At 44.8% G+C, this 13,225-nt stretch carries 12 protein-coding genes and 1 other RNA gene (1 of these 13 cut by a window edge); 8 read left to right on the top strand and 5 right to left on the bottom strand.

Annotated features, from left to right (window positions below):
• The 3 genes from CI959_RS13915 to ssrA all read left to right on the top strand — a co-directional run.
• A protein-coding gene (locus CI959_RS13915; RefSeq protein WP_005865072.1) for an alpha/beta hydrolase crosses the window boundary here: on the top strand, positions 1–131 show its end. Its footprint begins 751 nt before the window's first position; 131 of the gene's 882 nt are visible here — the last part of the coding sequence; the start codon falls outside the window, past its left edge; its stop codon occupies positions 129–131.
• A 206-nt stretch (positions 132–337) separates the two neighbouring features.
• Positions 338–2,650, top strand: coding sequence for a beta-glucosidase BglX (gene bglX / locus CI959_RS13920; RefSeq protein ID WP_022193076.1), 2,313 nt, complete (start codon positions 338–340; stop codon positions 2,648–2,650).
• Between the two features lie 84 nt (positions 2,651–2,734).
• Positions 2,735–3,134, top strand: a transfer-messenger RNA (tmRNA) gene (gene ssrA / locus CI959_RS13925).
• A gap of 40 nt (positions 3,135–3,174) precedes the next feature.
• Here ssrA and CI959_RS13930 read toward each other — a convergent pair.
• Positions 3,175–3,996: a M23 family metallopeptidase gene (locus tag CI959_RS13930; RefSeq protein ID WP_005865120.1), complete on the bottom strand. Its 822-nt coding sequence runs from the start codon at positions 3,994–3,996 to the stop codon at positions 3,175–3,177.
• 423 nt (positions 3,997–4,419) lie between these two features.
• Here CI959_RS13930 and CI959_RS13935 point away from each other — a divergent pair, with 423 nt between their 5' ends.
• From CI959_RS13935 to CI959_RS13950, 4 genes are all read left to right on the top strand, one after another.
• Positions 4,420–4,722, top strand: a complete 303-nt coding sequence (locus CI959_RS13935) for a helix-turn-helix domain-containing protein (RefSeq protein ID WP_005865121.1) — start codon at positions 4,420–4,422, stop codon at positions 4,720–4,722.
• 249 nt (positions 4,723–4,971) lie between these two features.
• Positions 4,972–5,967, top strand: coding sequence for a TRAP transporter substrate-binding protein (locus tag CI959_RS13940; protein WP_005855377.1), 996 nt, complete (start codon positions 4,972–4,974; stop codon positions 5,965–5,967).
• Entirely contained in the window at positions 5,951–6,421 is a 471-nt protein-coding gene (locus CI959_RS13945) for a TRAP transporter small permease (protein WP_057317709.1), read from the top strand. The genes CI959_RS13940 and CI959_RS13945 overlap by 17 nt, the downstream gene beginning before the upstream one ends.
• 12 nt (positions 6,422–6,433) lie before the next feature.
• On the top strand, positions 6,434–7,732 hold the full coding sequence (locus CI959_RS13950; protein WP_008780864.1) for a TRAP transporter large permease: 1,299 nt from the start codon (positions 6,434–6,436) through the stop codon (positions 7,730–7,732).
• A gap of 178 nt (positions 7,733–7,910) precedes the next feature.
• Here the strand turns inward: CI959_RS13950 and uxuA are convergent, their stop codons facing one another.
• The 4 genes from uxuA to CI959_RS13970 all read right to left on the bottom strand — a co-directional run bounded on the left by uxuA (position 7,911) and on the right by CI959_RS13970 (position 11,698).
• Positions 7,911–9,089 carry a mannonate dehydratase gene (uxuA, locus tag CI959_RS13955; RefSeq protein ID WP_005865129.1) on the bottom strand — a complete coding sequence of 393 codons (1,179 nt, stop codon included), beginning with the start codon at positions 9,087–9,089 and terminating at the stop codon, positions 7,911–7,913.
• Between the two features lie 74 nt (positions 9,090–9,163).
• Entirely contained in the window at positions 9,164–9,976 is an 813-nt protein-coding gene (locus CI959_RS13960; protein WP_005855387.1) for an SDR family oxidoreductase, read from the bottom strand.
• Complete coding sequence (locus CI959_RS13965) at positions 9,976–11,037, bottom strand: LacI family DNA-binding transcriptional regulator (RefSeq protein ID WP_057317710.1); 1,062 nt, start codon at positions 11,035–11,037, stop codon at positions 9,976–9,978. The genes CI959_RS13960 and CI959_RS13965 overlap by 1 nt, the downstream gene beginning before the upstream one ends.
• Positions 11,038–11,071: 34 nt before the next feature.
• Positions 11,072–11,698 carry a hypothetical protein gene (locus CI959_RS13970; RefSeq protein WP_057317711.1) on the bottom strand — a complete coding sequence of 209 codons (627 nt, stop codon included), beginning with the start codon at positions 11,696–11,698 and terminating at the stop codon, positions 11,072–11,074.
• A gap of 301 nt (positions 11,699–11,999) precedes the next feature.
• Here CI959_RS13970 and CI959_RS13975 point away from each other — a divergent pair, with 301 nt between their 5' ends.
• The gene (locus tag CI959_RS13975) at positions 12,000–13,211 is read left to right on the top strand and encodes an efflux RND transporter periplasmic adaptor subunit (RefSeq protein ID WP_057317712.1); all 1,212 of its coding nucleotides are present in this window, start codon (positions 12,000–12,002) and stop codon (positions 13,209–13,211) included.
• Positions 13,212–13,225: the final 14 nt, after the last annotated feature.

The raw sequence follows: 13,225 nt of genomic DNA on the forward strand, positions 1-13,225 counted from the left end.
GTGTTCCGGCATGGATGCATTTATATAGTCAAGGTGGCCATGGATACGGGTTACGAGATACGGGAGCGTCTGTAAATGAATGGCCGGATCGGGCTGAAGATTGGTTTCGTGAGATCGGTCTAATCGAATAGAACTCCAGATATCTTTTCTGGAGACTTGCGGAGTAGATTCTAAAATCGATTGTGCAATTTATTTATTACTAGTTTATTATTGATGGTAAACGTAGTAAAAGCGTAGTCTAGGAAAGCGTGTTCTATAGCATATCGTATCTTTGAAGTAGTGAGTTTATTGCTGTTTTCTGTTATTCGGGCTTTTTTTGAAGTAAAAAAGCTAAGTTATGAAATTCCTTAAAAGTTCAGTTTTATTTATTTCAATGGCATGTATAGTGCCTGTTTGTTCGATAGCGAGAGAAAAAAGTGAGAGAATCACAAGAGCTGAGATTGAACAGAAAAGTGCGGATGAATTTATAAATGGTCTGATGAGTCGAATGACCGTTGATGAGAAAATTGGCCAATTGAATCTTCCTAGTTATGGAAACGTAATGCCAAATCCTAAAAAGAGTGAGATAGCCAGTCGTATTGTACGAGGAGAGGTTGGTGGTATATTTAATATATTCGGTGTCGATGCGATCCGGCAGTTACAAGAAGTCGCGGTTAAAGAAAGTCGGTTGGGGATTCCTATAATTGTTGGTGCTGATATTTGTAATGGTTATAAAACTGTTTTTCCCATTCCTCTAGGTCTTTCGTGTAGTTGGAAACCGGAGAATATAGAAGAGGTCGCTCGAATTTCCGCAAAGGAAGTTGGTGCTGATGGTATCTGTTGGACATATAGCCCGATGGTCGATATATCTCATGATGCCCGGTGGGGACGAGTAAAGGAAGGAGCGGGCGAGGATCCGTTTCTTGGAGGTATAATGGCTCAAGCATGGGTGCGTGGTTATCAAGGCAATGATTTATCGGCTGATACGACTCTTATGGCATGTGTAAAGCATTATGCGCTTTATGGAGCGGCCGAGGCTGGTCGGGATTATAATACGGTAGATATGAGCCGTGTGACTGCCATGAATTATTACATGCGTCCTTATCAGGCTGCTGTAGAAGCAGGAGTAGGAAGTATCATGACTTCATTCAACGAATTTGAAAGTATCCCCGCGACCGGAAATACTTGGCTTCTTAATGACGTGTTGCGTAAACAATGGGGATTTAACGGCTTTGTCGTGTCTGATTTTACGGCAATAGCGGAGATGGTAAACCATGGAATAGGTAATAGTCAGGAAGTCGGAGTCAAGGCGCTAAAGGCGGGTGTCGATATGGATATGATAGCGGACTGTTATCATGCCGTATTAAAGAAATCATTGGAAGAAGGGAAAATAACAGAGGCTGAGATTGACTCTGCTTGCCGGAGAATACTAATCGCAAAATACCAATTGGGATTGTTCCATGATCCATATAAATATTGTAATCCGAAAAGAGCCGCCAAAGAGTTCTTGTCGGTAAATAACGTATCCGCGGCCCGTCGTATTGCGGCGGAGTCTTTCGTGTTACTTAAAAATGACAATAATCTGCTTCCACTTAAAGGATGTCGTAAGGTCGCTGTAGTCGGTCCTTTAGCGGATAGCAAGGCGAATATGGCTGGATCGTGGAAATATGATGAGCAGACTAAATCTTATCATGGATTGGTAGAGGATTTACAGGAATCTTTGGGAAATGGAGTAGAGGTTGTTTTTGCAAAAGGCAGCAATCTAGTCGATGATTCCGTCTATGAAGCAAACTTTACGGATCAAAATCGTTCAACCCGGGATGATAGAAGCGATGAACAATTAATCGCCGAGGCCCTAAAAGTGGCGGAAGGCGCTGATGTGATTATCGCTGCTTTGGGTGAATCGATAGATATGAGTGGAGAAGGCGCTAGTAGAGCCATCCTTGAAATGCCGCAAACGCAGAAAAAATTACTGGATGCTATCCAAAAGACAGGAAAGCCGATCGTAATGGTACTTTTTACCGGAAGACCTTTGGCATTACAATCCGAGGAAAAGCAGGTGAATGCGATCTTGAACGTATGGTTCGGTGGTACGGAAGCAGGAGCGGCTATTGCCGATGTCTTGACCGGAAAGGTTTCTCCGACGGGGAAGTTAACCATGTCTTTTCCTCGTGTAACAGGCCAATGTCCGATCTATTACAATCATAAGATGACAGGACGTCCTATGTCTCCTGATGCTTGGTACACTCGTTATGTCTCCAATTATATAGATGTGTTAAATGAGCCTCTTTATCCATTTGGTTACGGTTTGAGTTATACGACTTATACGTATGGCGATGTATCTTTGAATACGAATTCTATGGATGCAAATGGAAAAATTCAAGCATCCGTGATTGTTACCAATACCGGGGCTCAGGATGGAGAGGAAATCGTACAGCTTTATTTACGTGATATCGTACGCAGCATAACCCCTCCGGTCCAAGAATTGAAAGGATTCAAGCGAGTTGCGTTAAAAGCGGGAGAAAGCAAGAAAGTAACCTTTGATATTGATGTGGATATGTTGAAATTCTACGATTCAACCTTAGATTATGTCGCTGAGCCGGGTGAGTTTCAGGTAATGATCGGTGGAAATAGTAAAGAGGTGAAAACAGCTTCGTTTACATTAAAATAATCCTAATCGGAAGGAATCAGTTATGGGTCTTTGCTAAATTCGAAATTATATGTATCTTTGCCAAAAGAAATATTACAAAACCATGGGGATGACCGGTTTTGACAGCGGGTAGAAGTGGTTTGTAAGCATGTAGTGCGTGGTTGGCTTGCACTTAAATCTCAGACAACGAACAATTAACTGGCGAAAATAATTACGCTCTCGCTGCTTAATCGAAGTATAGTAGATTCAAGCTTAATCCCTGCAAAAGTTGCGGGGACGTGACATCACCCGGATGCTGTGGCTCCGAAGCGTTCCGATCAGGTGGTGCAGCAATATCGGAGATAGTTTGAGATAAGCCTCGGGTCTCAGGCGAAACTTTAGAGGATAAGGGATGAGTGGGTGGCTTCGGTCTTGCTCTTCCCCGACAATGAAGGCGAAGATAAACATGTAGAAAGCAAATTAATTCCTCGTTTGGACGAGAGTTCGAATCTCTCCATCTCCACGGAATGAAAAAAGGCCTTACGGATTGTCCGTAAGGCCTTTTTTCATTCATTGTAAACCCATTTATAAGGAGGTGGCGGTACGTATGGACCAGCCTTTTGATGGGGTAATATATCAACCGATTTGACGATTACGTTATTACCTTTCTGGGTACAAACCAGACATTTTGAACGTAATTTCCTTTTAGCCATGTTGAAGACGATATTCGGATTGAAATGAACTCCGTTTATACGAGTCTCAAAATGTAAATGCTCGGTAGTAGCCCTGCCAGTACGTCCGGTTAAGGCGATCGGTTGTCCGGCGAGAATGCGATCTCCGGGTTTAACCAAGTTCTTGGAGTTGTGGCTATAGATCGTTTCCAGTCCATTATAATGGCGGACAACGATAACGTTGCCATAGGCGGCGAATGGTTTCGCCATCCTGACAATACCATCGAAAGCAGACACGATCGTATCGTTGGCACAAGTTTTGATATCTACTCCGGAATGATGCCTTCTCCTTCCCCCGTAAGGAGAGATCACGTTTCCATTAGGAAGGGGAAATGCGTATTCCCCGGCGGGGATCAAGGATAAATCAATAATTTCCGTGTTATTCTCATCGAATAGCTTGGGGTCCTTGATCGCTATCTGGCTTTTATCACGGGGCGTAAAGGCTTCCGTGATATCTTTTCTAGGAGAATGACAAACCGCTAGCTCCGGAGCTTCCGGCAACATGAAATTGAAATCCACGACGGGAAGAGGAATATTTGCCGTAGGGAAATCCACAGTTTCGGGAGGGGCCGGGCGTGGAGCAGGCTTTTGCGTACGGCAAGACGCAAATAAAATTAGCGTAAGAATGAGTATTCCATTGTGTATTTTAGATGCCATTAGATATTGTTTTACCACAAAAGTATAAAAAAGCCTCTTTCAATGACCTATATTTCCGATATGTTTATACTTCTTTTTATTCTTTGTGTTTTTTCTGATAGTTGAATTTGCCTACCTTTGTAAAGGTAAAATGGAGATATTATACGATGATTGAGGGGACTAGTTTGGCTCTTTGGTCAGAGAGGATGACGATATTGTATTTGCTGGTATTTCTCTAAACTGAAAACGACCAATTTAAAGTACACAGAGAAATAGACAATGCGAATACACCTGTATTTGGTGTGTTCCTTTGCCTTATTTCTGTTGTGTACAAGGCATTTGGTCGTGCCGCAGTTTGACGGGTTTAAGGTAAAGTGTAACACACCTTTTCTCAGATGTGGGTTTATTTATGAGATAAGATTACCTTAAAAACGGCTTTTGTATATGAAAGAACAAAAGGAGATACATATCGGTTCGTTAATAAAAGAGAAAATGGAAGAGCGGGGACTTTCGGTTTCCGATTTTGCCCATGCGTTGCATTATGAACGTACCAATATTTATAAGATATTTAAGCGAAGCAGTATTGATGTGGATTTGTTACTGCGTATATCGGAAGTCTTAGCCTATGATTTCTTGCGGGAGGTGTATTTAGCGGACGAACCCCGACGATATTCAATCACTATAGAAGCGGACAAGGAAGATATAGAGGAGATCCGTAAATGGCTGTTAGAGAAAAGGCGTGAATAAGTTTCACGCTTTCGTGAAATAAGATCACGGTCGATATAAGACCGGTCACTTTGATTGTTTCTACATTTGACCGTCTCGATGTTTCATCATAACATTAGAGAAATAGGTTAAATCAAGGCCGTACTCTTCTTGTTCCGTATGTGAATATAGGCAGGAAGAAAGCGGCCACTTTTTTCTTCTGTGTACGTGCACAATTCGATTATTTCCTTTATATTTGTCGATAAACAACGAATTGTTAACATTTCTAATATGAAAGTTCTAAAGACCGCCCTGCTATTCCTGATGTGCGTATCTTTCTCCTTCTCCTGTAAGGAAGGGGTAAAGGAAGTAAGGGTGCTGAAACTGGCGCACGGATTGCCCCCCAGCCATTCCGTCCATTTGGGATTGCTCTATATGAACGAGCGTCTGAAAGAGTTGTCCGGAGGAAAGATGAGCATGGACATTTATTCTTCCGCTCAATTGGGGTCTGAAAATCAATGTATAGAGTTGCTTCAAATAGGAAGTCTCGATATCACGAAAGTTTCCTCCGCCGCGTTGGAAGGATTTGCCGATCCGTTTAAGGTATTTGGCATACCTTATCTATTCCGTTCCCGTGAGCAGTTTTTCGAGGTGTTGGATGGTTCGGTAGGTAAACAGATATTGGGATCAACGGAACCTTATTGGTTTAGGGGACTCGCTTATTTTGACTCGGGGGCCCGTAGCTTTTATACGGTAAACAAGCAGATTCGTACTCCCGAGGATCTGAAAGGACTGAAGATCCGTGTGCAAAAGAGCCCGATAGCCGTGGAGATGATGAAGACATTCGGTGGTTCGGCTACTCCCGTGGATTGGGGTGAATTGTATACGGCCTTACAAAGTAATGTCGTGGATGGAGCCGAGAATAATACGCCTTCCGTGACAACAGCGTTCCATCATGAGGTGGTAAAATACTATTCAGTCAATGAGCACACGATGTGTCCGGACGTGATCATCATTAGTTTGGCTACTTGGCAGAAGCTGACGGAACAAGAACGTAATTGGCTGCGGCAGGCCGCTGACGCCGCCGCTATTTATCAACGGAAACTTTGGGCGGAGCAAGAGAAGCAATCGCTAGAGGAGATGGAAGCGCACGGAGTGGAAATTATTTACCCGGATAAGCAGCCGTTTATGGATGCCGCCGCCCCGATGATCGAGCGGTTTAAGAATGATCCGGTTTTTCATGATTTAATCGATCAAATACAGAATACCCATGAGAAAGATAATTGATAAAGGATTGGAGCTATCGTTGATTTTCTTGATGGCTTTCTTGGTCGTGGATGTGTTATGGCAGGTATTAAGCCGGTATATTCTGGTTTCCCCGAGTTCCGTGACGGATGAATTGGCCGGATATTTATTGATCTGGGTGGGATTGCTGGGGGCCGCTTATGTATCCGGTAAAAATGAGCATCTAGCGATCGATTTATTACTTCAACATATACGTCCTTCCCGCAGGAAGCTCTTGCGATTGTTTATCTTCTTGATCGTATTTTTATTCGCTGTATTTGTATTGATCGTAGGTGGGACTTGGCTGGTATACACTCGTTTTCATTTGGGAGTTACTTCGGCTTCCTTAGAGATTAATTTAGGATATGTGTATTTGGCATTGCCGCTAGGAGGATTGCTTACCGCTTATTATGCGATAGATAACGCGATCGCCTTATTTCGTTCCTCTAATTCTTAAAAGACTGATGATATGGATATTATAGGTATACTTGTATTAGTGATAAGTTTCTTTTTCCTGCTGGTGGTCGGGGTTCCGGTAGCGTATAGCATCGGTGTGGCGGGTATATTGACGATGCTCGTGAATATAGACTCGCTTCCCGCCCTTACGACTTATGCGATGCGTATGGCTTCGGGTCTGGACAGTTTCGCTCTGTTGGCGATCCCGTTTTTTATATTGGCGGGGAATATCATGAATAGCGGAGGTATCGCCTTGCGCTTGATCGATTTCGCTAAAGTGCTGGTCGGACGGTTGCCCGGAGGACTGGCGGTAGTCAATGTCGTGGCGAATATGTTATTCGGGGCGATCAGTGGCTCTGCCGCCGCCGCTGCCTCTGCTATCGGGAGTATTATGACACCGGAGATGAAAAAGGCCGGTTACGATCCGAATTTCAGTGCCGCCGTAAATATCTCTTCCGCCACTACCGGCATGACGATACCTCCGAGTAATGTCTTGATCGTTTACTCCTTGGCGAGTGGTGGAGTCTCTGTATCCGCCTTGTTTATGGCTGGTTATCTACCGGGAATTCTTACGGGAGTGGCGATCATGATCGTAGCCGCTATGTTTGCCGCACGAAAGGGGTATCCGGTTGGCGTACGTGTTCCGTTCTCGGAGGCGACAAGGGTATTTTTCAGGGCGATCCCTAGTTTGATGCTATTGGTGATCGTGATCGGAGGAATCTTGGCGGGACTGTTTACGGCGACCGAGGCTTCGGCGATCGCTGTATTGTATGCGTTAATCCTCTCTTTTATCTATAAAGAACTTACTTGGGCTAAATTGCCGCAAGTGTTATTGCGATCGGCCAAGACTACGGCTATCGTCCTTCTTTTGGTGGCGACTTGTACGGGCTTGTCTTGGATCATGAGCTATGAGAATATTCCTCAAACGGTAAGTGCCGCTCTGCTGAGCATAAGCGACAATCCGGTGGTCATCTTGATACTTATAAACGTGATCCTATTGATTGTCGGGATCTTTATGGACATGACGCCCGCTGTCTTGATCTTTACCCCGATCTTCCTGCCGATAGCGACGGGGCAATTGGGGATGGACCCGGTACATTTCGGGATCATGATGGTGTTGAACCTTTGTGTGGGATTGTGTACGCCACCGGTGGGTTCGGTATTGTTTATCGGATGTAGCGTGGCGGGGACAAAGATTGATCAAGTGATCCGTCCGTTGCTGCCGATGTTCGCGGCGATGGTTATCGTCTTGTTCTTGGTGGCGTTCTTGCCGGATTTAAGCTTATTGATTCCCCGGTTGTTCGGTTTGTGATGTTCCCCCATAGGGTCGAGGTAGCCTTGTGCTATAAATAGGGCAGTACTCTGTACGAAGTATTCCAGTACTTACGTGCTGAGTACCGCAATACTTCGTGCAGAGTACTGTAGTACTTCAGCCACAGTACTGGAATACTTCGTACACAGTACTGTGCTAACTGTAAGACGCTGTCTTTTTAATGTCCTTTGAACAGGGATAAGGCGATACCCATCTCCAATCCCCGTAGCTCGGCCAGACCCCGTAAACGTCCGATGCAGGAGTAGCCCGGGTTGGTTTTCTTCTTTAGGTCGTCTATCATTTGATGTCCATGATCCGGTCGCATGGCGATGGAGCATTGGCGGCGTTGCTGCAATTCAAGGAAGGCTTTCATGACACCATACATGTCCACATCGCCCTCCAGATGGTTCGCCTCGAAAAAATTACCCTCCGAGTCTCGTTGCGTGCTGCGGAAATGAACGAAATCGATCCGATCCCCGTAACGTTCCATGATCCCGGCCAAGTCGTTATCACTTCTGACACCGAAAGAACCTGTGCATAGGCAAAGCCCGTTGCTAGGATTCGGCACGGCCTCTATTAACTTCCGGAAATCATCTTCCGTGCTCAAGATACGGGGAAGCCCGAGAATGGAATAGGGGGGATCATCCGGATGGATAACGAGCTTGACACCGGCCTCGTCCGCCACGGGAGCTATTTCCCGTAAGAAATAGATCAGGTTCGAGCGAAGTCTCTCCGCGTCGATATCTTTATAACGGTCTAACGCTTCCCTAAACTGCTCGATCGTAAAAGTCTCTTCCGAGCCGGGTAGTCCGGCGATCATATTGCGAACCAACAGCTGGCGGTCTTCCTCGCTCATAGCGTCATAGCGTGCCTTGGCTTTCGCCTTGTCCGCCTCCGTATATTCGGCTTCCGCCGCCGGTCGTTTCAATATAAATAAGTCGAACGCCATAAAAGCCGCGCGTTCAAAGCGCAAGGCTTTGGAGCCATCCGGCATCGTATAAGCCAAATCGGTACGAGTCCAGTCCAATACCGGCATGAAGTTGTAAGTAACTACCCGGATATCGCAAGCTCCCAGATTACGGATGCTTTGTTTGTAGTTCTCTATATAGGTTTGAAAATCCCCGGTTTGCGTCTTGATATGCTCGTGTACGGGCACACTCTCAACCACACTCCACCGTAATCCGGCGGATTCGATCAAGGCTTTCCGCTTTTGAATCTCTTCCGTAGTCCAAACTTCCCCGTTCGGGATATGGTGCAACGCATTTACGATACCGGTGGCACCCGCCTGACGGATGTCCCAAAGGCTGACAGGATCATTCGGTCCGTACCAACGCCAAGTTTGCTCACATAGATACATAATGAATAATTTTTAAATTTATCAATGTGCCAATATGCCAATGCGGTTTGATGCATGGCTGGTTGGCACATTATTTAGATGGAGAAAGCGTCGAAACCTCCGTCTATGGGGATCACGGTACCGGTTACGAATGCGGAGGCGTCGCTCGCCAGCCATTGTAAAGTACCGAGTAACTCCTCCGGTTTTCCTAAGCGGCGGAACGGCGTGTGCGCGACGATCGTGTTGCAACGATCACTAGGTGATCCATCCGGATTGCTCATCAATGCCCGGTTCTGCTCGGTAAGGAAGAATCCCGGTGCCATGGCGTTCACTCGCAGGCCCTCTCCGAATTTAATCGCCAGCTCCCCGGCCATGTATTGCGTGAAATTGTTGATAGCGGCTTTTGCGCATCCATAGCCAACCACACGAGTCAATGGGCGTAGGGATGATTCGGACGAGATGTTAATAATGCTTCCTTTCCCTTGTCCCACCATGACCTCGGCGAAAACCATTGTCGGCAGTACGGTCCCGAATAAGTTCAGGTCTACGACTGTCCGGAAAGCATCGATATCCAGATCAAAGATCGTCTTGTCGGGAGGAATCGTCGCTCCGGCTTGGTTGCCACCCGCCAAATTGACTAAAACATCAATCTTCCCATATGCTTTCAATATCTCTTGTTTGTTTTGCTCCAGCAAGGCTTTATCCAATACGTTTGAAACCAAGAATAAGGCCTCGCCCCCTTCCGCTTTAATTTCATTGACCAAGGCAGATCCTTTTTGCTCGTTTCGTCCGAGGATTACGACGTACGCGCCTTCTCTCGCCAAGTGCTTGGCCATGCAGGCTCCTAATATACCATAGCCTCCGGTCAACAAAATCACTTTCTCTTTTACGCTAAATAAGGAGTTCATCAGATATAATTATTGTAGTATTGTATATTTTCCTTTACCAAGATATCGATCGGCATATAATTGACAGGCTCAATTTTCTCCTTAAGGATCAGATGCCTGAAGAGTGCCTTGATACAATGATATCCTTGTACCTCCGGTCGTTGGGCTATCAAGTGCGTGATCAAGCCGTTTTCCAGATAACGGACGTTCGGTTCTATCACGTCGTAACCAAGAAGTTTGAAAGGATAAGCCGGACGTTCGCTACTTAGATAATCTCCAAGGAAATGGGCCCTCGAATTAAAGATGATACCGATTCTTACTTGAGGATATTTCTCGAAGAAAGTATTCAGTAGTCTCGTATTCTCTTCCCTGTCATCCGCGTGCACATGCAGCAAATGAATCTTTCCCTTGAAAGAGATATTGGCGAGATAATCCCGGAATCCTTCCTCTCGCTTCTGCACTTGCGTAGAACATGAATCCCCTTTACGGGTGAAACGGAAAATCACAAGATCGTCCTCTTGACGGATTTGCTCGAATAAAAGACGTCCCGCTATATACCCCGAATCATACGAATGCGTTCCGTAGTAAGAGATACAATTCGTGTGGTCGATAAAAGAGTCGATCAATATATAAGGAATGCCTTTCTGGTCTAGCCGCTGGGTCAAGGTCAAGACACTTTGCTTGAATAGTGTGGCGATGATAACCCCTTGGCAATCCGCGGTCTCAATCTTCGGGATTAATTCGTCGAAACTGTTGCTGTCGTATTGGTCAAAATGGATTTGCTCGACATCAATATTATAGCTAAACAATTCCCGTTCCGCTTTCTCGATCCCTTGGCTTAGTTTCGCCCAGTATTCCCCTTCATGAAAAGAAGGGATCAAGGCGATGAAATGATATTTTTTCTTCAACGCTAAAGAACGGGCTATCAGGTTTGGTTGATAGTCAATTTCTTTTAAGACCTTCTCCACCTTTTTCCGCGCCTCATCCGATACCTTTCCCCGCTCATGTAAAATACGATCTACCGTACCGGTCGATACACCGGATAATTCGGCGATATCTTTTATCCTGTAATTTTTATTCATGGTATAGATTGTAGTGTGTATTCGTCCTCTCTGTTTATTCGAGTATTTGAAGAGGAGTGTTCAATTTACGGAAAACGTAGCCATACATCATATAGATAAGAGGAACGGCGACGAAAATTCCGATACCGAATAAAATACATCCTAATATCATGATCCCGATCATTACCAACGCCAGCATGAACAGCGGCAATACTTGCCCTCTCGTAATCTCCCAGCTTTTATGCAAAGACTCGATAATCCCGGCGTTTTCCTCGATAATAAAGGCTTGGAAGAACTGAAGGCGCAATGCCAGATAAATACCGGGGATGATAAAAAATAAGAAACCCGCCAATACGACAAATCCCGTGATAAGACTCGCTAGAAAGTAGGTGATGATATTCTTTGTCTGTTGTCCATACGCGGAAAACTGAGGTTCTTCCCCATCCAATGCCTGAAATATATTTTTCATATATCCTAAGGAGAAAATAATGGAGAATAACGCGCTGATCACGTTTACGATGATTTTGCCGATAATAGAACTTTGCATGGGCATCGCGAATGCTGCCAGCGTGAAAGACAAGATACAATATCCGATTAATAATCCGGCTAATATCCATAGCTGCGACTTAGTTCTCTTCCATGCGGTACTGAATACGTCTGGTATGATAAATTTAGGTTCCATAATATATAATATTTGTTTATTGTGTGTGGACACAAATGTAAAATATATTGTTGAAAAAAACAATTTTATTTTCGTTTGAAACCAAAAGAGATATATTTCAACAGGTACTTCCTTCTAAGTGCTATTAATTTAGGTGAAAAAGATAAGTAGGAAACAGAAATCGTGTAAAAAGTTTCTACATTTGTAGGATGAAATAGCGAGTAAAGACCCTTTTGTGTGAATAGATTGTGAAAGATCTCCACTTGGGTTAGAAAGAGAAGGTAACTGAAAAACAGCCTTGAATATATAATTATATACAAATATGGATAAACGAATGCTGAAAATTACGATTACTCAGTTAAGGCAGATCGCATTGTTTGCGGTTGGTATGTCTTTATTAACTGCCTGTGGAAACAGTCAGAGTGGTATGAAATTAGGGGATGCTGAGTTCGCTGTGATGGCGGTCAATTCAACGACTAGCGACCAAACAACATCCTATCCGGCTACCATCAAAGGTACGCAGGATATCGAAGTCCGTCCTCAAGTTTCTGGATTTATCGTGAAATTATGTGTGGATGAGGGAGCTACGGTCCGTAAAGGACAGGCGTTGTTCCAAATTGATCCTACGCAGTACGCTGCTGCGGTAGGTCAAGCTAAGGCCGCGGTCGAGATGGCGAAGGCAAACGTAAGCACTTTGACATTGACCGAGAAGAATAAGAAAACTTTGTTTGATCAGAAAATCATCAGTGATTTCGAGTATCAAACTGCCGTGAACCAGCTGATGTCGGCAAAAGCGAGCTTGGCGCAGGCGGAGGCTCAATTGGTGAGCGCTAACCAGAACTTGTCTTTCTGTACGGTTACAAGTCCCTCGAACGGTGTTGTCGGTACATTCCCGTACCGTGTAGGTAGCTTGGTAAGCGCTTCGATCGCTCAACCGTTGACTACCGTATCTGAGATCGGTGATATGTATGTGTATTTCTCTATGACGGAAAAGGAATTATTGGCGTTGACGAAAGCCGGTGGTACCTTGAAAGAGCAATTGGAGAAGATGCCGGCCGTTAGATTGCAATTGGCGGATGGCTCTATATACCATCATGAGGGTAAGATCGATGCCGTGAGTGGTGTTATCGATCAATCTACCGGTTCCGTAAGTATGCGTGCTATTTTCTCCAATGAGGGGAATGTCTTGCGAAGCGGTGGTACCGGTAATATTATCTTCCCATATACGATGAATGATATCATTACGATCCCTCAATCGGCTACCGTGGAGATCCAGGATAAGAAATTCGTGTTTGTATTGCAGTCTGATAATACCGTGAAGAATACGGAAATCAAGGTTTCCTACTTAAATGACGGCAAGAACTATTTGGTGACAAATGGCTTGAAGTCCGGTGATAAGATTGTCGTGGAAGGGGTACAGATCTTGAAAGACGGTCAAGAGATCCAGCCGATTACTCGTGAGCAGCAAAAGGCAAAATTCGAGCAGGCCTTGAAAGACCAGCATGACGGTAATTTGCAGACTGCTTTTAATTAATAGGTATATAGAAT

The organism is Parabacteroides sp. AT13 (assembly GCF_002272965.1).
GTDB classification, from domain to species: Bacteria; Bacteroidota; Bacteroidia; order Bacteroidales; family Tannerellaceae; genus Parabacteroides; species Parabacteroides distasonis.

What these genes read in the sequence shown, in the direction of transcription:
- bglX (WP_022193076.1), top strand. Translation starts at nt 338, where the DNA reads ATGAAATTCCTTAAAAGTTCAGTTTTATTTATTTCAATGGCATGTATA.
- CI959_RS13930 (WP_005865120.1), bottom strand. Translation starts at nt 3,996, where the DNA reads ATGGCATCTAAAATACACAATGGAATACTCATTCTTACGCTAATTTTA.
- CI959_RS13935 (WP_005865121.1), top strand. Translation starts at nt 4,420, where the DNA reads ATGAAAGAACAAAAGGAGATACATATCGGTTCGTTAATAAAAGAGAAA.
- CI959_RS13940 (WP_005855377.1), top strand. Translation starts at nt 4,972, where the DNA reads ATGAAAGTTCTAAAGACCGCCCTGCTATTCCTGATGTGCGTATCTTTC.
- CI959_RS13945 (WP_057317709.1), top strand. Translation starts at nt 5,951, where the DNA reads ATGAGAAAGATAATTGATAAAGGATTGGAGCTATCGTTGATTTTCTTG.
- CI959_RS13950 (WP_008780864.1), top strand. Translation starts at nt 6,434, where the DNA reads ATGGATATTATAGGTATACTTGTATTAGTGATAAGTTTCTTTTTCCTG.
- uxuA (WP_005865129.1), bottom strand. Translation starts at nt 9,089, where the DNA reads ATGTATCTATGTGAGCAAACTTGGCGTTGGTACGGACCGAATGATCCT.
- CI959_RS13960 (WP_005855387.1), bottom strand. Translation starts at nt 9,976, where the DNA reads ATGAACTCCTTATTTAGCGTAAAAGAGAAAGTGATTTTGTTGACCGGA.
- CI959_RS13965 (WP_057317710.1), bottom strand. Translation starts at nt 11,037, where the DNA reads ATGAATAAAAATTACAGGATAAAAGATATCGCCGAATTATCCGGTGTA.
- CI959_RS13970 (WP_057317711.1), bottom strand. Translation starts at nt 11,698, where the DNA reads ATGGAACCTAAATTTATCATACCAGACGTATTCAGTACCGCATGGAAG.
- CI959_RS13975 (WP_057317712.1), top strand. Translation starts at nt 12,000, where the DNA reads ATGGATAAACGAATGCTGAAAATTACGATTACTCAGTTAAGGCAGATC.